We start from the raw sequence: 21,225 nt of genomic DNA, 5'->3' as shown, positions 1-21,225 counted from the left end.
ATAATAACTTAGTGCCTGTGAATTAACCATCGTTTGCTACTTTTGCATAAAAAATACAATCATGCCTTCATTCTTAAAACTAATAATTAAAGAGGTAAAACGTGAAACTGCCGATGCTGTTTCTGTACTTTTTAATGTTCCCGAAGAACTAAAACCGGACTATAAATTTATAGCCGGACAATACATAAATTTAAAATTAACTCTTGACAATCAAGAGATTCGTCGTGCTTACTCAATTTGTTCTGCACCGGAAAGCGGTGAATTACGCATTGCTGTAAAAGCAGTAAAAAATGGTTTGTTTTCTCAATTTGCCAATACCAGACTTAAGGCAGGAGATGTTCTTGAAGTAGGTCATCCGGAAGGAAAATTTACTTTTGAACCGGATGCTGAAAGACAAAAAAACTATGCAGCTTTTGTAGCAGGAAGCGGAATTACTCCTGTTCTTTCTATTATAAAATCGGTTTTAAAAAGCGAACCAAAAAGCTCATTTGTATTGGTTTATGGAAATAAAACTCCAGACGAAACTATTTTTTATCAGGAATTACACGATTTACAATTGCAATATGTAGGTCGCTTTTTTGTGCATTATGTTTTCAGTCAGGCTAAAGCCGAAAATGCTTTGTTTGGCAGAATCGATAAATCGGCAGTAAATTTTGTTCTGAATAACAAACACAAAGAACTGCAATTTGATAAATTTTTCCTTTGCGGACCGGAGGAAATGATCGATACGGTTTCGGGAATTCTGAAAGAGAAAAATGTAAAAGAATCGGCTATTAAATTTGAACTTTTTACTTCTTCTACACAGGAAAATAAAATAAATACCTCATTAGAAGGGCATACCAAAATTACTGTTTTGGTAGATGATGATGAAGTTTCATTCGAAATGTCTCAAAAACAAACAATCCTTGATGCAGCTTTAAAACAAGGTATCGACGCTCCCTACTCTTGTCAGGGTGGAATTTGCAGCAGCTGTCTGGCTCGTGTAACTTCAGGAAGTGCTGAAATGACTAAAAACTCTATTTTAACTGATAAGGAAATCGCTTCAGGTTTAATTTTAACCTGTCAGGCACATCCAACTTCAGAGTCTATTTATGTAGATTATGACGATGTTTAGACGTTAAAATGTCAAAATATTCAAATTCCAAATTCCAAACTTACAATTGGGATTTGGAATTTTTTTTGTTTTATAAGTATTAGTAATCTTTGTAAAATTGGAATTCGAGACTAAAAAATTGCGCTATGAAATCGGCAAAGGAAATTTTTAAAAACAAAGAATATCCTTTAGATGATCCTGAGGTTGAGAAACTTGTAGAATATTGTGAAGAACTTCAGGATGAACTTATAGAATTTAAATTTCAGAAAACAAACAACAAAGAACTCGCCATGCTGGATATGCTCAAAGAAGTTATAAAAGGCTGCGATGCTATAGAAAAAGAACAAATGGAGCACGAACGGTTTGGTTATGAAGCACCAAATTATCAAGCCACGATTTCGAATCTAAAAAGTTATATTTATGGTAGATGCCAGGATGAGAAGATTTGGCTATAATTGTAATTACAATAAAGCTGTTTTTTTTCTAAAATATTACTAAATTTTCATTATATTAGGGGTAAAATTAAAGCAATCTCAATCTCCTGTTCTTCCGGAGATTTGTAGAGCTAAATCGAATTTGTCAACACGTTTAAATATTAAATATCATGACAATACATCACATACTTCGTTTATCATTTATAGCACTTTTTGTAATTACAGCTCTTTTTTGTATCTACTTTATCATTAAAAAACAACGAAATAAAAAAGGACCAAAATTACTTAGCAAAGAGAAATATAGTGCCACAATGATTGGTAAAATGACCGAAATAACGGTTTCTGATAGGAATACTTTTAATATTTGGCCTTATATAAGCAAATTAAAAGCTGCCAAAGTACTATCGAGCAAAGTTAAAGAATCTCAACTGGTGCATAAAATCTACAGAAATTCAACCGAAGATTTTGAGCACATTTTGCTCTCTACAGAAAAAGAAAATCATTTTGTTGTAATTGTTGCCAATAAAAACAAAAAGAAAACCATTGGATATTTTCTCTATGATTTAAATGGATTATATGCTTAACTGAATCTTCTCTACTATATCTTTTGGAGCAATCGATCTCATAGCGTCTTCATAACCTTCAACAATTTTATTTCCATAAACCGATGTGGGTAATTTTGGATATTGATTTCTGTCTGAAACCAAAGCATTTTCCAGAGTTTGTCCGAATGGTAAAAATCCCGCATACGGATGTGTAGCACCCCAAAGTGTGATGACTTTTACTCCCAGCATTGCAGCAATATGGGCATTTCCGGAATCCATAGAAAGCATGACGTCCAAGTTACTAATAAGTTGTAATTCCTGCTGAAATTTAATTTTTCCAGCCATATTAATTACATTTTTAAATGGTTCTGAAACGGAATCCAGAATTTCAATTTCTTTCTTTCCTCCTCCAAAAAGTAAAATTTTATAGTCTTTATTTTCGGCCAGTTTAGCAATAACTTCCTGCATCAGATCTTGCGGATAAACTTTAGAATCGTATTGGGCAAAAGGTGCAATCCCAATTAATTTTTGGTTTTGGTTGCCAATGATTTCTAAAATATCTGAACTTAATTCTGCCTTTGCAGGATATTCCGGATTTGATAAATCTAAAGGAAAACCGAGTTTTTCAAAGACTTTTTCGTGTCTTTCAAACATGGTTGGCAATTGCTTAAAAATTTTATTCTCGGCGCGCGTTAGTTCTTTTTTACCGTCACGGCCTTTATCAACTGTGGCTCTTTTTTTTCCGCTTAAAGCGAAAAAAAGACTTATAATTTTAGATCTCAGAACGTTATGAAGATCTGCAAAAGCATCAATTTTAAGTTTTTTTACGTCAGCGTACAATCTTAAAAGCCCTGCAAATCCTTTGTGGCGTTCTTTTTCGTCAAAAGCAAAAAAATCAAGATTAGGAATTCCTTCAAAAAAGGGTTTAAAAAACGGACGCGATATTACGGTGATTCTAACCGTTGGATACTGTTTTACAAAAGCGCGCAAAACAGGAACCGTCATGGCGACATCTCCCATTGCGGATAGTCTCATGACGGCAATATGCTTTATTCTATTGGACAACTCTGCCAAATTATTTTTTGTTTTGGTATAAAACGGGATTCAATTCATCGTCATTGTACATTTTCATTTGTTTGTACACTTTCATGAATTTATCTCCATTTTCAATATCAGTCAATAGATCATCAATCGCAGTAGACAAATCGCTTCTTTGCTCTAAAAGCACATTTAATTTCTCCTGACATTTATCTCTGTGTTCTTGTGAAGCTTCAGCACGAGTGGCTTCTTCATGCATGTGATAAATTTTTAAAGCTAAAATAGACAATCGGTCAAAAGCCCATGCCGGACTTTCAGAATTGATTTTTGCGCCATCTTTTACTTTTACATCACTGTATTTTTGCAAAAAGTAGCTGTCGATGTATTCAACCATATCTGTACGTTCCTGGTTTGAGGCATCGATTCTTCTTTTTAGAGTCAGAGCAGCTACCGGATCGATTTTCGGATCACGAATAATATCTTCAAAATGCCATTGAACAGTGTCAATCCAGTTTTTTAAATACAATAAATGCTCAAACTTATCCTTTGGGTAAGGATTGTTTATAGGTTGATCAACATTATCAAATTGGTGATAATCTTTGATGCTTTGTTCGAAAACAGAATATGCTAATTTTGAAAACATGTCTTTATTTATTAGAGACACAAAGATACTTTTTATACTTTTATGGTGTGAAGAAAACGATTAATTTTTCGTTATTGCACTACAATATATCCATAATTCTAAAATTTCATTATGAAAATTCATTATATCTCCAAAAACAACAGTGTCTTAAATCATTTTTTAGGCCAAATCAGAAATGTAAATGTTCAGAACGACAGTATGCGTTTTCGAAGAAATATTGAACGAATTGGCGAAATTATGGCTTATGAACTGAGCAAGGATCTTGCTTATAAAAATGTCGAAATTCAAACTCCGTTAGGCATTAAAGAAACTACCGAAATAGAAAGTGATTTGGTTTTATGTTCTATTTTAAGAGCTGGTTTACCGTTGCATAATGGTTTTCTAAATTACTTTGACCATGCCGAAAACAGCTTTGTTTCGGCCTGTAGGTATCATCCAAATAACGATGCTGAATTTGAAATCCGGGTTGAATATCAAGCGGTTTCAAACATAAACGACAAAACGGTTTTACTTCTTGATCCAATGCTGGCAACAGGTCAGTCTATTCTTGCAGTTCACGAAAAACTCATTCAAAATGCAACTCCAAAAGAAATTCATATTGTAGTGGTTATCGCAGCACCAGAAGGCGTTGCTTTTCTTGAGGAAAATCTTCCTGAAAACTGTCATTTATGGGTCGCTTCTTTAGACGAAAAGCTAAATGAAAAGAACTACATTGTTCCGGGTCTTGGTGATGCAGGCGATCTTGCTTACGGAAGTAAATTATAACTGAGAGAAAAATGTAAATAAACTACACAAAATCAACACATAAAATACAATTTCGTTATTCAATTTTTGTTGCATATACTCTACATGACTTGCTGCCATGATGGTCAAAGGTGCAATACTAAAGAAGAGTAAATCGTTACTTTTATCTGTTGAAAGAATGTACACAAAGGCCGCAATAAAAAAACATGCTACTACTTTTTTGTATGAAGAATGTAGTATTTGCGGTCGATTAGACAACGTCATCAGCATCGAAACTACAAAAAATAAAGATACAGCCACATAGATTGAAAGTGCTCCGTTTTCGTAATTGCTCTTGAAATAATCAATATTAAAATCGATTACAGCACGTTTCTGAAAAAACTCAGTTATATCAATCTGGAAGATTAAGGAGATCAATAAAAAGATTATCGATACCGCAATAAGCGCTATAAATGGTAAAATCCAGTTTCTATAATCTCTCGAAACATGAAAAACGATGGAGATAAAAACTAAAATCAGAAAGAGAATACACCAAAATTGAAATAAAGAAGCTATTAAAATCCAAAATGAAGCATCGAATATTTTTTCTTTTGAAGCTTTTAAAGATTGCAGCGAAATCAATCTTCGAAGTGCCAGCAGTACAAAAAAGTTCGCATATATTACATTAGCATTGTTAAATATCGTGGGGAAAAACAATAGAAACAATAAGTAAAAAAATATCGCGTATCCATTGTCTTTACTAAGTCCGTTCTTTTTTACGATAAAATTAATCAGGAAAAAAGACGCCAAAATAAAGCACAACAAACTCACTTTTTGGAACGCCAAAAAATAAGAACTCACCCATGATGGTTCCTGAATTTGAAAAAGAAAAAAGAAAACCAGTATCAAAATTACGACCAATGAATAATTTAATGGCGTAGATTTTTTAAAAACACTTGTTATCATAAGGATATTTTATACTTTTGTGATTGTAAATATAATACTTGTTTAAAAAGGAAAACCAACAAGTTGAAAAAAGATTCTACTACTAGACTTCTGGTTTCAATGCGTTAAAAACAATAATAACATATAATTTTATAAAATTATGACCGCTTTTTTTGAAGGAATACAGTACTTATTCGTAAACATTTTATTCGCTCCACTTGATTTTTTACGTCGTTTGGAACTTGTTACCTGGTTTGGTGCTAATACTATTAACTGGATTTTTATGATCATCTGTTCATGCGCAATCGTTTATTGGATCAAACAATTACGCATTTTTGATGACGCCGGAACTGAAAACCAAGATACTACAGCTCACTCTTTTTTAAAGTAAGTCGAAGCCAATATCTTTTCTAAAATACATCTTATCAAAATTTAGTTTATCTATATTTTGGTAAGATTTTTTTATGGCCTGTTGGAAATCGTCTCCATAAGATGTTACGGTTAGTACACGTCCTCCATTACTAACGATAGTCTCGCCTTCTAGTTTTGTTCCTGCATGAAAAACAATAGAATCAGTAATGTTTTCTAAACCAGTAATTACTTTTCCTTTTTCAAAATCTTCCGGGTATCCGCCAGAAACCACCATAATTGTAGTCGCACTTCTCGGATCAACCTGTAATTCGAATGAATCTAATTTTTGATTGGCTACTGAAAGGAACAATTCAACTAAATCTGATTGTAATCTTGGAACTACAACTTCAGTCTCAGGATCTCCCATTCTTACATTGTACTCAATAACGATTGGTTCGTTTTTTACATTGATCAGACCAATAAATACAAATCCTTTATATTCGATTCCATCTTTCTGGAAACCTTCAATGGTTGGTTTTACGATACGTGTTTCAATTTTTTCCATCAAAACAGCATCAACATAAGGAACCGGAGAAACAGCTCCCATTCCACCTGTATTTAAACCTGTGTCACCTTCGCCAATACGTTTGTAATCTTTTGCCGTTGGTAAAATTTTATAGCTTTTTCCATCAGTTAAAACAAAACAACTTAATTCTATTCCGTCCAAAAATTCTTCGATAACTACTTTTGAACTCGCTGCTCCAAATTTTTGATGAACCAGCATGTTTCTTAATTCTGTTTTAGCTTCTTCTAAATCCTGAATAATCAAAACTCCTTTTCCTGCTGCCAAACCGTCTGCTTTTAAAACATATGGAGGCTGTAATGTTTCTAAGAAAGCACACCCATTTTCTACTGTTTCGGCAGTAAAACTGTCATAAGCCGCAGTTGGAATATTATGTTTCATTAAAAACTCTTTAGCAAACTCTTTACTTCCTTCTAATTGAGCTCCTAATTTTGATGGTCCAATAACCGGAATATGTTGTAAACTCTCGTCATTTTTAAAATAATCGTAAATCCCTTTTACCAAAGGATCTTCCGGTCCTACGACCACCATTTTTACATTTTCCTGAATTACAAATGCTTTAATCGCATCAAAATCTGTTGGAGACATTGCAACGTTTGTAGCAATTGCTGCCGTTCCTGCATTTCCTGGTGCAACAAAAAGTTTTTCGCAAAGTGGACTCTGAGTCATTTTCCACGCAAAAGCATGCTCTCTTCCGCCGGATCCCAATAGTAAAATTGTCATGGTATAGTTGTATTTAGTTGTGGTGCAAAAATAATTGCTTTTGTACGTAAAAAATAATTAAATCTTAAAAAGTTGTTGATTCTTCTCTGTTAGTAATTGTATAATATTATTTTTGACGAAAATTGATCCTTCAAATGATTTCTATTTTCGATATTTCGCTACAATTAAATGGTTTTCCGATAAAGAAAGCCAAAGCCGAATTGGATGAAATCAAGAATTTATCTGAAGCACAATATGTTCGTTTTCTTCAGAATAAAAAAGAAGAAATTGTCGCTTTTCATCTGGAAAACAACTCTTTTTATAAAGAATTAGTTGGTAATATAACCGAATTGAAATGGGAAAATTTGCCTGTTTTAAACAAACAAAATTTACAGAAACCACTCGAAGAGAGGCTCTCAAAAGGTTATTCCAGAAAAAACATATACCTCAACAAAACATCCGGATCCAGTGGCACTCCTTTTGTTTTTGCTAAAGATAAATACTGCCATGCCCTAACCTGGACTTCTATTTTTATGCGTTTCGGCTGGTACCATATCGATTTTAATCGCTCGTATCAGGCTCGTTTTTATGGTATTCCGATGGATTTTACTGGCTATCATAAAGAACGGATTAAAGATTTTTTGACGCATCGTTTTCGCTTTACGGTTTTTGATTTATCCGATGCTGTTCTTGAAAAATTTATCCGAAAGTTTAAAACTAAAAAATTCGATTATATCAACGGTTATACGAGTTCAATCGTTTTGTTTGCCAAATACTTAGAACAAAATAATCTAATTTTAAAAGAAATTTGTCCCTCTTTAAAAGCATGTTTTGTTACTTCGGAAATGCTTTTTGAATCGGATAAAAAACTCTTGCAGAAACAATTCGGAATTCCTGTTATCAATGAATATGGCGCTTCAGAATTGGATTTGATTGCTTTTGAAAACCCAAATAGAGAGTGGCAAGTAAATGCTGAAACATTGTTTGTTGAAATTTTAGACGAAAACAATCAGGTTTTGCCTTACGGTAACGAAGGTCGAATTGTGATCACCTCTTTATTCAACAAAGCGCATCCCTTTATCAGATATGATATTGGTGATATTGGAATTTTAGACAAAAAAAGTACACTGCAAAAACCTATTCTAAAAAAACTGGTTGGAAGAACCAACGACATTGCAATTCTGCCAAGCGGCAAAAAATCACCTGGTCTAACCTTTTATTACGTAACCAAAAGCATTATTGAAGATGACGGAAATGTTAAAGAATTTATCATCAAACAAATACATTTAAATTCTTTTGAAATTGAGTATGTAAGTGATGTTGAATTAAGTGCAACTCAAATTCAAAAAATAGAACAGGCAATTGCTGTGTATTTAGAACCCAATTTACATTTTAGTTTTACCCGGAAAACCGTCTTAGAAAGAAGCAAAAGTGGAAAGTTAAAACAATTTAAATCTTATCTTTAATATAAATAAAATCTTACATTTGTTTTTCTAATTAAAAACTTATGCAGGATCAATCTTTACTTTCAGAAGAAACTATTTCTAATAAAATATATTACATCCGCGATCAAAAAGTGATGTTGGATCGTGATTTGGCATTGCTTTATGATGTGGAAACTAAACGATTAAAAGAACAAGTCAAAAGGAATCGAAACCGCTTTCCAATTGATTTCATGTTTGAACTCACCAAAATAGAATTTGAAAATTGGAGGTCGCAATTTGCGACCTCCAATTCTGAAAAGATGGGTTTGCGCTATGCCCCAATGGCATTCACAGAACATGGAATATTAATGCTTTCAAGCATTTTAAATAGCGACAAAGCAATTCAAACCAACATCCAAATCATGCGTATTTTCACAAAAGTGAGACAAATGCTTCTGGACACAACAGAAATTAAAGTTGATATTCTACAAATTCAAAAGAAATTAGAAAATCATGACAAGAATATTGAATTGGTTTTTTCCTATTTAGATGAATTAACAGAGAAAAATGAAAATGAAAGTGAGAGAGTAAAAATTGGATATAAAAAATAGTTCATTAATTCTCCAAAAATCACACTTAGATATTGAAGAAAGTCTTTCAATCGACAAAGAATTCAATTTAAACTTTACTTTTGCCAAAAGAACGTTTTAAAAAGAATTCACTCAACCTATGAAAATCACCCTAATCGCAGGTACAAGACCTAATTTTATAAAAATAGCACCCCTCATTAATGCTATACAAAACAAACAAAATGAAGGTTTTGATGTTTCGTTTCGATTGGTTCATACAGGTCAGCATTACGATAAAAACTTAAGTGATACTTTTTTTGAAGAATTAAATATCCCCAAACCAAATGTAAATCTGGAAGTAAAAAGTGGTTCTCAAGCCGAACAAACTGCTGCAATTATGATTGCTTTTGAGAAGGAATTACTTCAAAATCCTACTGATTTGGTTTTGGTTGTTGGTGATGTAAATTCTACTATGGCATGTTCAATCGTTGCTAAAAAATGCAATACCAAAGTAGCGCATGTTGAAGCGGGGATTCGTTCCGGGGATTTAACAATGCCTGAAGAAATCAATAGAATGTTGACAGATAGTATTACCGATTACTTTTTTACAACCTCAACTTCAGCCTCAGATAATTTATTAAAATTAGGATCCGATCCTGAAAATATACATTTCGTAGGAAATGTTATGATTGATACTTTATACCAAAACATCAATAGAATTTCTGCGCCGGATTTTTGGGAAGAACATCAGCTTAGTGAAAAAAACTATATCGTTCTAACCTTGCACCGCCCCGGAAATGTCGACGAAGTTTCTTCTCTTATTGCTTTGCTTCAAGGAATTGATGATTTGGTAACTAACAAAAAAATACTATTTCCTATTCATCCCAGAACGCAGGCTATTTTGGGAGAAAATGCAATTTCTTTTAAAAACATCATTTTTGTTGCACCGCAAAGCTATCTGAATTTCATGTATTTAATAAAAAACAGTTTTGCTGTTATTACCGATAGCGGTGGTATTTCTGAAGAAACAACTGTAATGGGAATTCCTTGTTTTACAATGCGAAATAACACGGAGCGTCCTGAAACCGAAACCATTGGATCTAACACTATTGTGGGAACTTCATTAGAAAATTTACAAAATGTCTTTGGTCTGTTCTTGAAAAATGGAGCCCGAAAAAGTGGTATTCCTGAATTATGGGATGGAAAAGCCTCTGAGCGAATTGTTTCAATTTTACTGGATAAAAACTAATGAAGGATATTCTGATTATATCAAACTATTATCCACCCGAAAAAGGTGCTGCAGCCAATAGAATAGAACAACTGGCTATAAAATTAAATCAAAACGGATATGAGGTTTCGGTAATTTCCCCGCTTCCAAATTATCCGAAAGGGGAATTATTTCCAGAGTATAAAGGAAAGTTTTCAGTAACTGAAAAGATTCAGAATATTACCCTCAAACGCCTTTGGATTTATCCCAGCAATAGTTCGAATATCTTCAAACGAATTGTTTCGACATTGTCATTCTCGACCACTTTATTTTTCTATTTGTTATTTGCCAAAACGCCTAAAAAAGTTATTGTACAATCGCCACCATTATTGCTTTCTTTTGTTTCGGTTTTTGTGCTTTGGCTGAAACGTAAAACCATTATTTTGAATGTTTCAGATCTTTGGCCAACAGCTGCCATTGAACTCGAAGTTTTAAATAAAAATAGTATTTCTCATAAAATTTTGCTTTTTATTGAACGCTTTATTTATAAAAAAGCAACTCATATTTTTGGACAATCAAACGAAATCATAGCCCATATTCATTCTATTTTTCCTGAGAAAAAATGCTTCTTGTATCGTAACTATCCGGATCATTTTGTTGAAGATTTTCTTGAAGAAAAAGAAACTTCTACAGAACCAATTAAATTATTTTATGCTGGATTATTAGGCGTTGCACAAGGTGTTTTTGAACTTATTCAGCAATTGAATTTAGAGGATTTAAATGTCGAATTGCACATTTTTGGTGATGGTGCTGAGAAAACTCAAATTGTAAATTACCTCAACCAAAATCCGACTAAAAAGATAATCTTTCACGGAATGCTGGAACGCAATGTTTTGCATGAAAAGTTGAAGAATTTAGATATTGCGTTAGTTCCGCTTAAAACGAGAATCTACGGTTCTGTTCCTTCAAAAATATTTGAGTATAGTGCTTTGGGTTTTCCTGTTTTTTATTTTGGAGGAGGTGAAGGTGAAGATATTGTAGTCGAAAATAATCTTGGTTGGATCGTTCCTGTTGAAAACTTTCAGAATTTAAATACAACTTTAAGCGAGATCTCCGGACTTAGTAAAGAAGAAATTCAAAAAATGAAAAAAACTATTTTTCTTCATGCAAAAAGTCATTTTAATCTGGATCAGCAAATGACAAAACTTATCGAAAATAATGCTTTCTAAGTAGCTTCCTTAAAAAAGAAAACGGGCATTATTTCTGGAATAATGCCCGTTTTAACTTTTTATTATTTGATATAATTCGAAAAATCTTTGTGTTCTTCTTTTGAAAGTTCTTCTTTTGAAAGTGATCTAAAATAATCATAAGTAATCTTCATTCCTTCAGAGCGACTTACTTTTGCTTCCCAACCCAATAACTCTTTTGCTTTTGTAGTGTCTGGCTGACGTTGTAACGGATCATTTATGGGTAATGGATGGTAGACTACCTTTTGATTAGTTCCTGTTAGTTTAATGATCTCTTCTGCAAAATCTTTAATCGTGATTTCATCCGGATTTCCAATATTTACCGGATACACATAATCCGAATGCAGCAGTCTGAAAATACCTTCAACCTGATCGTCTACATAACAAAAAGAACGTGTTTGCATTCCGTCTCCGAAAATAGTTAGATCTTCCCCACGTAGTGCCTGTCCGATAAAGGCTGGAATTACACGTCCGTCGTTCAAGCGCATTCTTGGGCCGTAGGTATTAAAGATACGCACGATTCTGGTTTCTACACCGTGAAAAGTATGATAGGCCATTGTGATCGATTCCTGAAAACGTTTTGCTTCATCATATACCCCACGTGGTCCAATTGTATTTACGTTTCCATAATATTCTTCTGTTTGTGGGTGAACCAACGGATCTCCGTAAACTTCAGATGTGGAAGCGATCAAAATTCTAGCTTTTTTTACGCGAGCTAATCCCAATAAATTATGTGTTCCTAGCGATCCTACTTTTAAAGTCTGAATTGGAATTTTTAAATAATCTATAGGACTTGCCGGTGAAGCAAAATGCAGTATATAATCTAAATCACCCGGAATGTGTACAAATTTGGTAATATCGTGATGGTAAAACTCGAAATGTTCTAACTTGAATAAATGTTCTATGTTTTTAAGATCTCCCGTAATCAAATTATCCATTCCGATAACATAGTATCCTTCTTTGATAAAACGATCACATAAATGCGATCCCAGAAATCCTGCCGCTCCTGTAATAAGTATTCTTTTCATTTCAATATTTTCTGTTCATTAGAATCATTTGCTACATTAAACATGCAGTAAAGAATTATAAAGAAGATTATTCCTCTTTGTCTACTCAAAAAAGATTCGGTCAAAAATAAGACTATCATTGTTACTGAAAAAGCAATATGTATAAAATCTTTATTTATAATTCCTTTTCTAATTGTGACCACTAGCATACTTATCACTAATAAAAAACCAAATACGCCTAATTCTGAAAATATTTGAATGTATTCATTATGAAAATTAAACTCCCCATAATCTGGATATAAATTATGTTCTTTTATTTTTTCTTTTATTTTATTCTGTGACGCATCTAATCCAAATCCTGTAAAAAAAATATTCTCTTCCTGTAGCATTTCTTTAAAAATTCTAATTTGAAAGAATCTAAAAGCTGCTCCCGGAAAAAAGTCATTCTGCTGAAATTTATCCTGGTTCCAGGCTTGTTTTAAACTAATATTATAAATTGGCCCTTGATTTTCTTCAGTAGTTTTCTTTAAAGAACTATCAACAAATATTGTTTCAAACTCAATCATAAACCTGTCTCTGACTGGCTTAATAAAAATTACAGCACTAATAGATACAATAACTACTGTTGAAAGGATTAGTCTTTTTGTTCTTCTGGATACAGTAGAAAAAAAGAAATAATAAATAATTATCATAGCCAAATCAACGATAATAATATTCTTAGATGACAATAAAAATATTAAAACTATAAGAATAGAAAATCCTGTTTTATCAACAATTGATTTTTCTTTTTTAGCAAGCAACCAGAACATGGCTAAAGAAGCAAAAACTGCCACATAAATGGCATTTACTTCTAAAGTGACTAACTCATGATAGAAAAACACCTCTTTATTTCCGGAAGCTATGAATTTTACAATCGCCTTTAATAAATAGAAAATGGCGAAACCAACCATTGCAAAACTGTAGTAATCTAATATCTTTTTTACTTGATTACGAGTTATTTTTGGTAATCCGCAAAAAGCTAAAGGAATCAATAAAAACAATACTTCTTTTTGTAATCCTTTAATTGTTTGTTTACTTTCTATTGTCCAAAAAAGCGATATAAGCATCAAGACATACAGTAGCATGGGAAGTAACAAAACTTTTGGTATTGAAAAATCTTCTTTTTTGGATTTAACAAGAGTAAAAATTAGAAAAATAACGCCGGTTAAACTTCCAATTATATACTTCATTGGAAGTGTAATCAACATTGCTGTTAAAAGATAAACCAACAATGTTTTGTTCTGCCATAATTCATCAATTTTATTGAAGACTTTTTTCGAATAACCTGAGGTACGATTCATTTATTTTATTCCAATTAAATTCTTGAATTATAGTGTTAAAATTATCGCGAACGATTTGTTCATGATCTTTTCGTTTTATGGTTTCAATAAGTTTTTTAACTTCTGTTGCATTTAAAAAATAGAATGCGTTTTTTTCTAAAATAGCGCGATTAAATTCGTTATTATGTGCTACAATTAATGCCTTTGTTGCCATTGCCTCCAATAAAGAAGGATTTGTTCCTCCTACTGAATGTCCGTGAAAATAAAGATTAGAAAAATATCTTAGATTGTCTAAATGCTCTTTATTATAAATTCCTCCCGTAAATCTTATATTTTGATTTTTTGAAAATTTCTTTTTAAGATAATTTCCAAAAGTATTATTGCTATTTCCTATAACCAATATTACTTTATCATCATTACTTTCCGCAATTCCATCCAAAATTACCTCGATATTATTTTCGGGCTCAAAACGCGCTATTAGTAGGTTGTAGTTGTATTTTTCGACATTATATTGTGAAAGTAAATCTTCTTTTGGCTCATAAAATGGTTCCGCTCCATAAGCTATATAAACTGCTTCTTTATTATATTTCTTTTCTAAATATTGTTTAATTCCAAGCGAATCTGCAATCAAATGATCACTACTTTTGACTGCTTTTTTCTCAGCAAATTTTAAAAATTTTTGGGTTGTTTTAGAATATTTACTTCTCTTCCACTCCAATCCATCCATGTTAGTAATGATGGTTGATTTTTTTGGTAAAAGAAACGACCATATAGAACTGCTTGTGTAACCCAATTGCAGAATGATATCGAAATTTCTTTTTCTGGAATCCAAAATACAGTTCAAATCATAAATAAATTGTCCTGCAGAGCCTATTTTATCTTCCGGGTCATATTGATGAATAATATTCACGCCCATGTAAGATGTCTCCTGAAAAACATGATTCTGCGAATTATAAACATAAACATCATGTTTCTGTTGTACTAAATAAACTGCAAAACACTCTGCAAATTGCTCAAATCCACCATAATTATTAGGGATTCCTCTGGTACCAAGAATGGCTATTTTCATCTAAATTTTATCAATCAGGATCCAAAAATAATGATTTTAAAAGTTCTTAAAAATTTAATTAGAACAAATTCAATTTTAATTTATGAATATTTAATTTAATTTCTACATTTGTTTCAAAGCGCTTATAACAATATTTTTATGATTAATTTTGAATATCTGGAAAACCATTTAGACGATCTGCGTTTAAAGTACTTAACTGCCAGTCCATTTCCGCATTTAATAATTGATGGTTTTTGCGAAGAAGAAAAATTGATAAAAGCCTATAAAAGCATTCCTGAACTCAATAATAAGAGTCGCGATTATTCATTTGCAAATAATAAATTTGAAAAATCAAATTATAAGGAATTAGGTGTTGAACTACACGAATTATATGATGATCTCTCATCTGAACGATTCAATAAAATCATATCTCATATAACCTCAAAGTCAATTTTTGTTGATCCAAAAAATCACGGTGGAGGATTACATCAGGGTAAGAAGAATAGTTTTTTGGATATGCACCTGGACTTTAATTATCATCCTATTAACAAAGACTGGTACAGAGAACTAAATTTACTTTTGTACTTAAATAAAGATTGGAAACCGGAATATAAAGGAGGCTTAAAAATAAGTGATTTAAGGACAGAAGAAGAAGCTGAGCTTGATGTTCCTTTTAATCGTTTAATTATTCAACAATGTGCACCCTATACGCTTCATGGATATGATATGACAAACTTTCCTGAGGGAAGTTTTAGAACATCTGTTGCAACCTATGCTTATCAAATACATAAAAAACAAATTGAAAAACCAAGAACAACAGATTGGTTTCCAAAAGAAGATGCCTCATTTTTAAAAAAACAATTTGCTAAAAATTATAATTTTTTAGTAAAAACAAAAAATAAATTGTTTGGAAGTAATACGTCAAAAAATCAATAACAAAATTGTTAGACTATTAATTTTGTTTTATAAGCTGATATAATACTGCGGCTGATTTTTCCCAACTGTATGTTTCTTTAATTTTTTGCGCCATTAACTCAAAATCTGAATCTCGGTTTTCTTCTAAGATCTGAAGTAGTTTTTTATTGAATTCAACCTGGTTATAGGGATCAAAATAAAACTCTTTAAAAAAACTAAAATCTGACATTGCCGTTTTATCTGAGCAAATTGTTGGAATTTTAGCCGCAACAGACTCTAGGGGCGGAATTCCAAAACCTTCGGCAATTGAAGGATAAACAGATGCATTGGCTCCTCTTAGCAACAACAACATGGTCTGAAAATCGGTATTTTTCAAATTAATTATCTGCTTTTTTATTTGAGAATCTATCCGATCAAAAACTTCATTATATTCAGGATTGATAATAGTATCGTTTCCTAAAAAAAGAAGTTGATATTTTTTATATAATTCTAAATCAACAAAAGCCTTTAAAACCATTTGCTGATTCTTTCTTGGCTCCCATCTACTTACATAAATAATATATTCTTTAAGAGAGAACTCTTTCGTCACCTTTGCTTTAATCGATTCTTTGTCGTATTCTTCAAAAAAAGCATTATCAATAGCATTGGGTGTAATCTCATAATTAGAAAATCCAAAATGTTGTTGAATTTTCTCTTTAGAGTATTGTGAAACTGTTAATCTGATATCCGCCCATTTAGCACTTTGTTTATATAGTAAAGTATTTATTATTTTACTGAAAAATGGAAAATATTGCGGAAAATCAATAAATAACACGTCATGGGTTGTGACGATGTATTTACATCTTTTAAATGGGGAAACAGTATACTGAAAATGTGCAAAATCAATTTTATTTTTTTTAATAATTTTCGGTATATCAATTAGTAACCTCAAATATTTGTTTTGGTATTTATACTTTACATAGGTAACATTTGAATGATTCCCGAAAATCGATTCTAAATTTTGTGGATTGTTTGAAGCCAAAAAAAAATGAAGCTCTTTCTTCCTTATTAACTCAGAATATAATCCCTGAATATAAGTTCTTGTTCCTTGAAAACCCCCATCAAAAACATGACAATCAACAAAAATAAAAGTTGAATTTTTACTCCTCATTTTCTATTCTATTTTGGCTATTATACTCTCTAATAATAATTTCTCTAAGAGCAATCAGGAATCCGAGTATTATTGATTTATTATCTAATTTTAAATACAACCCCAAAAATACCCAGTTCGAAACGATCAGAAAAACACTTGAGCCAATTAATAAATAATTAATGGCTTGCACAGCTTCGATATCCGATTTTTTTTGTCTGTACAAAGCAATCAAAAAAACAAGAAGCAATAAAACGCCCAATAATCCTGATTTTAAAAACACTGTCATATAGCCATTGTGAACAATTGGAATATACTGAACATATTCGTGATCATTAGTCCAGACTTTTCTACCCAAATTAAGTGTTGATCCCAAGCCTTCGCCAAAAAAAACGGCTCTTTCTCCTTTGTCTGAAACTTGTTTAACAGCAATTATATTTTCAAACGATCTGTAATTATCATTAAAATCTTTCCAATCTTCTTTGTCGATTCGTGTTTTAAAAGCCTCTTGAGGGGCAATTTTAATTTTATATAAAAAAGCTTGTATCCCTTTCCCTTCTCTTTTTGGATTAATGTAAACAATCGCTGTATACCCAATAACGGTACCTAATAATACAAATAAAATTACTCTTAAAGATTTCTTGTTAAAAATCAAATATCCTTTTAAACCGACATATAAGATTATAAACTGAATCAGATTTGTTCGTGCTAAATATAGAAAACTCGATAAACCTATTATTGACATTAATATCAGTCTCTGCCTCTTTGAAATTTCTAACTCCAGATTTTTATAAAAAATAAGAATGATTAATACATAGATCTCATAATCACTAAAATAGCCCCCATGTTCTCTTAAAAGATTAACACTTAAAGTTCTAAACTCAATAACCGTAAAAAACAGCATTGCCAGGTGCATTAACGAAATCGCTAATCCGGTATAAACTATAACTTTTAACGCTAATTTACTACTAAATCTACACAGTTGATAACCTACTAATAATCCTAAAATGGGTTTAAATAAATATGTAAAATCTCTAATGAATAAAAAAACAGTTGTTTTACTGAATAAAGTAGAAACAATTGAAAATGAAAGTATTAAGAGAAAAATAAAACAATACTTAATTATTGTAACCGAGTATTTTCTTTTTATTGTTACCAGTAAAGTTAAAGTCCAAACCGCAAAAGTGAGTTCATAATTTGCAAACAAAGAAACTCCAATGCAAAGCAAAAATAAAATCTGATAAGGAAAACTTTTATAAATTGTAATATTCATGATTACTTGCTTAATCTAATTACTGGTTTTAAAACAATATAATATAAAACTATCACCATTATTTCTATGATAATCGTGGCAATAAAAGCACCTTGAAGTCCAATATTTTTTACTAATAAAAAGAATACCAACAAGCTAAAAATAGAAGAACCAATTGTTATGTTTATATATGCCTTATTGCTGTCTAATGCAAAAATCAGCTGCTTTAAAGCGATAGAAATTGTCATAAATACCGGGATAATCAAACCTAACCTAAAAAAGAATGTCATCGAATCCAATTCATTTAAAGCAATATTAAAATATAATAAAATTTCCTCTGTGAAAATAAATGCTATGGCCACTAATACTAGTACAAACAAGTAATTTAGACCATTGTAATTTAACCAGTTCGAAATTCCGTTTTTTAAATTTTTATGTATCTGCAAACAAACATCAGCATATATAAAATTGAAAAACATTTGCAAATAGGTTCTGAAAGTCATAATAATTTGATCTATAATTCTATATTGTCCCGCCATACTGTTTCCTCCTACATAACTAATTATCATTATAGGTAAATATTGGTAAAATGAAAGGAAGAGTTGTGAAAAGGTCAGAGAAAATTCCTCTCTTAATAAATATAACGCATCCTTTGTAGCATTTTGATAGAATCGTAAATCATATTTTTTTATCAGACTAATTAATCCTATTAAACTCGAAATTATCAACCCTACTCCCAAGTAAGCATTTGCATAAATATAATCATCCTTTTTACTGATAAAAATAAAAATACCAGCCACATAAATTACTTTAGAAATAATGTTAATAAAAGAAATCCATTTGTAGTTTTCCAAACCCTGAAAAATCCACGTTGGATTTATTAATTGGCCAATTACATACAAAAAACTAAAAAAGAAAAGATCTTGTTCTTTATTAAAAAAAGGCACAAAATAAATAAGCAAAAAAGCCAGAAATAGTAAGATTACAATCAAAAACAGTTTCATTACATAGATAGAAACTATTTTTCTTTTAATAATCTCAGGATTGTTCCTATTGATCGATATTTCTTTAGTTCCGTTAATATAAGACCCATAGTCAACCAAAACATTAAATATTAAAGCAAACGAAAACCCAACTCCAATCTTTCCCAACCCTTCTTTTTCACAAATAGTAACCAAATAAGGCATTACCAAAAGTGGACTAACCAGATTAACAATCTGACCAATTCCATAAATAACAAAATTTTTAATTCTATTATTTTGAAATACATTTAGGTGTTTTGATTTAAGCAAGAGAATAGGGTTTGTTTATAAATATAGTATAAGACTTTAGGGTCTATTCTAAAATGATAAAATTCAATATTAGGAACTTAAGATAAAAAAAGCCACAAATTGTGGCTTTTAAACAATGTAAAATAATTATTTTACAATTAACTGAATTTGATCATAAAGTGCTTTTTCTGAATAAAACAACGGATCATATTTTCCATCCTTAGATTTGATGTTTTGTATAATTGAATTCTTTTTGTCAAGAACTTTTATACATTCATTTGGAATAAAATAGTTGAAAAATAATGAGTCTTTCGCTTCAAAACTTTTACTATAATACTTCATTTTAAAATTTTTAATAATGATTTCCTTTTGTCCTTCATTTGTTCCAAAATCAATTCTAATATAGTTCGGAATTGCATCTTCAGGCAAATTAAAAACAATATCTTGTGGATTATCATTAGCTTTTACGGCCATCCAAACAGAATTTTCTTCTTTATAAGGTACCTCATATTCATCCTCACTATAATACAGCTGAAAATTATCATCCGTTTTTACTGTTGCGGTTAAGGTTACTTGGAAATTATTTTTTTTTGTTTCAACTTCAATTGGTTTGACCTCGTCTTTACTTGCTTCTTTCTTACAGGAAGTAAAAGATACTAATAAAATCAAACTTGCAAAAATTAGTTTTGTTCTCATTATTAAAATTTTTCGGCTAAATTAGTTTTTTAAACTTAAAAAAAAAATGCTCCACCTAAACTCATAATATTACGTTTTAGGCAGTCATTAAAATATTAATTATTTTTCTCTAAAATCAACTTTTGTTTTCTGTAAAAAGATTTAAAAGATTTAAATAAAATGTAAATAAAAATAAACAATAAAGGTAATATTAACTTCTTGCTTCCATAAAGTAAACCTGTTTTTTCGATATTTAACGTTGTACTGATATCTTTAATAATTTTATCATATCCTATTAATTCAATTTTATAATTTCCTTGCTCATTAACTAAATCTCCCTTAGTTTTAATAACATCGTTAAGCTGTGTATTGTCGTTAAAATAGACCAACTTGTCACTTTTTTGAGAGCTGTTCAGGTTCGAAGAAAACCCTTGTAATACGCCATTAATTTGAGAAATAGTCGTGTCATTTTGTGTCATTTTCTCTTTGACATTAATCAGTTTTGCTTCCTGGATTTTTTTATAATATTCTGTTTCATTTAAAAAATTCAGAAGAGACTTTGTAATTTTATCACCATTCAGGTCATCTGTGGTAACCGAAATTCTGTGATATCGATAATTTTTACTTGTCAAATTATCCTCAATAATTTTTTTAATATCGCCATTATCAGCCATCAACTTAATTAATTCAAAATTTTCCGGCTTATTTTCTATCAATTTATATATATCAGTAATCGGTTTGATTCCAATAAATTTAAGACTTTTTGATTGTTTAATTCCAACCGTTTCTTTCAAAAAAAGCGTGTCGTTTTCTTTTATTTTAGAGTTTACTAAATCAATTTTTGCATACAAATAATCCGTACTACCAAAATTTGGAGCCACAATAATTTCATGCTCATACCTTTTTTGAGTATTGTCTAAAAACATTCCCAAACCAAATCCAACCAAAACTAAAATTAAAACAATGACCCAATTTCGAATAAAAAACTGGATTCCCCTGAAGATAGAAGTATTGATTCCCTGAAAAAAATTATTTATTTTTTTTGAAACCAGGGCTAAATCAATTTCCTGATCGGCATTATTTTGGGGTATTTCTGTACTCATTT

At 31.1% G+C, this 21,225-nt stretch carries 22 protein-coding genes; 10 read left to right on the top strand and 12 right to left on the bottom strand.

Annotated features, from left to right (window positions below):
• The first annotated feature begins 61 nt into the window (after positions 1-61).
• The 3 genes from AC3IS6_RS05340 to AC3IS6_RS05330 all read left to right on the top strand — a co-directional run bounded on the left by AC3IS6_RS05340 (position 62) and on the right by AC3IS6_RS05330 (position 2,111).
• On the top strand, positions 62-1,114 hold the full coding sequence (locus tag AC3IS6_RS05340; protein ID WP_291286390.1) for a ferredoxin--NADP reductase: 1,053 nt from the start codon (positions 62-64) through the stop codon (positions 1,112-1,114).
• Between the two features lie 125 nt (positions 1,115-1,239).
• The gene (locus AC3IS6_RS05335; RefSeq protein WP_489163994.1) at positions 1,240-1,548 is read left to right on the top strand and encodes a hypothetical protein; all 309 of its coding nucleotides are present in this window, start codon (positions 1,240-1,242) and stop codon (positions 1,546-1,548) included.
• A 149-nt stretch (positions 1,549-1,697) separates the two neighbouring features.
• Positions 1,698-2,111 carry a hypothetical protein gene (locus AC3IS6_RS05330; RefSeq protein ID WP_489163993.1) on the top strand — a complete coding sequence of 138 codons (414 nt, stop codon included), beginning with the start codon at positions 1,698-1,700 and terminating at the stop codon, positions 2,109-2,111.
• Here AC3IS6_RS05330 and AC3IS6_RS05325 read toward each other — a convergent pair.
• Both AC3IS6_RS05325 and AC3IS6_RS05320 read right to left on the bottom strand, forming a co-directional pair.
• Positions 2,100-3,107, bottom strand: a complete 1,008-nt coding sequence (locus AC3IS6_RS05325; RefSeq protein ID WP_489163992.1) for a glycosyltransferase family 9 protein — start codon at positions 3,105-3,107, stop codon at positions 2,100-2,102. The genes AC3IS6_RS05330 and AC3IS6_RS05325 overlap by 12 nt on opposite strands.
• 40 nt (positions 3,108-3,147) lie before the next feature.
• The gene (locus AC3IS6_RS05320) at positions 3,148-3,753 is read right to left on the bottom strand and encodes a DUF4254 domain-containing protein (protein WP_173968135.1); all 606 of its coding nucleotides are present in this window, start codon (positions 3,751-3,753) and stop codon (positions 3,148-3,150) included.
• Positions 3,754-3,864: 111 nt separating this feature from the next.
• Between AC3IS6_RS05320 and upp the strand changes: the two genes are divergently transcribed.
• A complete protein-coding gene (upp, locus tag AC3IS6_RS05315; protein ID WP_489163991.1) occupies positions 3,865-4,518 on the top strand; it encodes a uracil phosphoribosyltransferase in 654 nt (217 codons plus the stop codon).
• Here upp and AC3IS6_RS05310 read toward each other — a convergent pair.
• The gene (locus AC3IS6_RS05310; RefSeq protein WP_489163990.1) at positions 4,513-5,442 is read right to left on the bottom strand and encodes a DUF6427 family protein; all 930 of its coding nucleotides are present in this window, start codon (positions 5,440-5,442) and stop codon (positions 4,513-4,515) included. The two genes, upp and AC3IS6_RS05310, sit on opposite strands and share 6 nt — an antisense overlap.
• Positions 5,443-5,581: 139 nt before the next feature.
• Here AC3IS6_RS05310 and AC3IS6_RS05305 point away from each other — a divergent pair, with 139 nt between their 5' ends.
• The gene (locus AC3IS6_RS05305) at positions 5,582-5,812 is read left to right on the top strand and encodes a DUF6341 family protein (protein ID WP_017496855.1); all 231 of its coding nucleotides are present in this window, start codon (positions 5,582-5,584) and stop codon (positions 5,810-5,812) included.
• Here the strand turns inward: AC3IS6_RS05305 and purD are convergent.
• A complete protein-coding gene (purD, locus tag AC3IS6_RS05300; protein WP_489163989.1) occupies positions 5,804-7,078 on the bottom strand; it encodes a phosphoribosylamine--glycine ligase in 1,275 nt (424 codons plus the stop codon). The two genes, AC3IS6_RS05305 and purD, sit on opposite strands and share 9 nt — an antisense overlap.
• Before the next feature lie 134 nt (positions 7,079-7,212).
• On the opposite strand from purD, the gene AC3IS6_RS05295 reads away from it, so the two are divergent.
• The 4 genes from AC3IS6_RS05295 to AC3IS6_RS05280 all read left to right on the top strand — a co-directional run bounded on the left by AC3IS6_RS05295 (position 7,213) and on the right by AC3IS6_RS05280 (position 11,486).
• Complete coding sequence (locus AC3IS6_RS05295; RefSeq protein WP_489163988.1) at positions 7,213-8,523, top strand: phenylacetate--CoA ligase family protein; 1,311 nt, start codon at positions 7,213-7,215, stop codon at positions 8,521-8,523.
• Positions 8,524-8,564: 41 nt separating this feature from the next.
• Entirely contained in the window at positions 8,565-9,092 is a 528-nt protein-coding gene (locus tag AC3IS6_RS05290) for an ORF6N domain-containing protein (protein WP_489163987.1), read from the top strand.
• A gap of 118 nt (positions 9,093-9,210) precedes the next feature.
• Positions 9,211-10,299, top strand: coding sequence for a non-hydrolyzing UDP-N-acetylglucosamine 2-epimerase (gene wecB, locus AC3IS6_RS05285; RefSeq protein WP_489163986.1), 1,089 nt, complete (start codon positions 9,211-9,213; stop codon positions 10,297-10,299).
• The gene (locus tag AC3IS6_RS05280) at positions 10,299-11,486 is read left to right on the top strand and encodes a glycosyltransferase family 4 protein (protein ID WP_489163985.1); all 1,188 of its coding nucleotides are present in this window, start codon (positions 10,299-10,301) and stop codon (positions 11,484-11,486) included. The genes wecB and AC3IS6_RS05280 overlap by 1 nt, the downstream gene beginning before the upstream one ends.
• A gap of 62 nt (positions 11,487-11,548) precedes the next feature.
• On the opposite strand, the gene AC3IS6_RS05275 is transcribed toward AC3IS6_RS05280, so the two are convergent.
• Genes AC3IS6_RS05275 through AC3IS6_RS05265 form a run of 3 tightly spaced genes read right to left on the bottom strand, consistent with a single transcriptional unit; the run spans position 11,549 to position 14,899 of the window.
• Positions 11,549-12,532, bottom strand: coding sequence for a UDP-glucuronic acid decarboxylase family protein (locus AC3IS6_RS05275; RefSeq protein WP_042564890.1), 984 nt, complete (start codon positions 12,530-12,532; stop codon positions 11,549-11,551).
• On the bottom strand, positions 12,529-13,851 hold the full coding sequence (locus tag AC3IS6_RS05270) for an O-antigen ligase family protein (protein ID WP_489163984.1): 1,323 nt from the start codon (positions 13,849-13,851) through the stop codon (positions 12,529-12,531). Before AC3IS6_RS05270 ends, AC3IS6_RS05275 begins: the two co-directional genes overlap by 4 nt.
• Positions 13,811-14,899, bottom strand: a complete 1,089-nt coding sequence (locus AC3IS6_RS05265; protein WP_489163983.1) for a DUF1972 domain-containing protein — start codon at positions 14,897-14,899, stop codon at positions 13,811-13,813. The genes AC3IS6_RS05270 and AC3IS6_RS05265 overlap by 41 nt, the downstream gene beginning before the upstream one ends.
• Before the next feature lie 138 nt (positions 14,900-15,037).
• On the opposite strand from AC3IS6_RS05265, the gene AC3IS6_RS05260 reads away from it, so the two are divergent.
• Positions 15,038-15,814, top strand: coding sequence for a 2OG-Fe(II) oxygenase (locus AC3IS6_RS05260; RefSeq protein ID WP_489163982.1), 777 nt, complete (start codon positions 15,038-15,040; stop codon positions 15,812-15,814).
• A 16-nt stretch (positions 15,815-15,830) separates the two neighbouring features.
• Here AC3IS6_RS05260 and AC3IS6_RS05255 read toward each other — a convergent pair whose 3' ends face one another.
• From AC3IS6_RS05255 to AC3IS6_RS05235, 5 genes are all read right to left on the bottom strand, one after another.
• Positions 15,831-16,943, bottom strand: a complete 1,113-nt coding sequence (locus tag AC3IS6_RS05255; protein ID WP_489163981.1) for a glycosyltransferase family 4 protein — start codon at positions 16,941-16,943, stop codon at positions 15,831-15,833.
• Positions 16,933-18,195, bottom strand: a complete 1,263-nt coding sequence (locus tag AC3IS6_RS05250; RefSeq protein ID WP_489163980.1) for a hypothetical protein — start codon at positions 18,193-18,195, stop codon at positions 16,933-16,935. Before AC3IS6_RS05250 ends, AC3IS6_RS05255 begins: the two co-directional genes overlap by 11 nt.
• Positions 18,196-18,197: 2 nt before the next feature.
• Positions 18,198-19,466, bottom strand: coding sequence for an oligosaccharide flippase family protein (locus AC3IS6_RS05245; protein WP_489163979.1), 1,269 nt, complete (start codon positions 19,464-19,466; stop codon positions 18,198-18,200).
• A gap of 126 nt (positions 19,467-19,592) precedes the next feature.
• Complete coding sequence (locus tag AC3IS6_RS05240; RefSeq protein WP_489163978.1) at positions 19,593-20,141, bottom strand: hypothetical protein; 549 nt, start codon at positions 20,139-20,141, stop codon at positions 19,593-19,595.
• A 95-nt stretch (positions 20,142-20,236) separates the two neighbouring features.
• Complete coding sequence (locus AC3IS6_RS05235; protein ID WP_489163977.1) at positions 20,237-21,223, bottom strand: hypothetical protein; 987 nt, start codon at positions 21,221-21,223, stop codon at positions 20,237-20,239.
• Positions 21,224-21,225: the final 2 nt, after the last annotated feature.

The organism is Flavobacterium sp. KH_035 (assembly GCF_057839565.1).
This window is presented reverse-complemented; position numbering and strand designations above follow the sequence as displayed.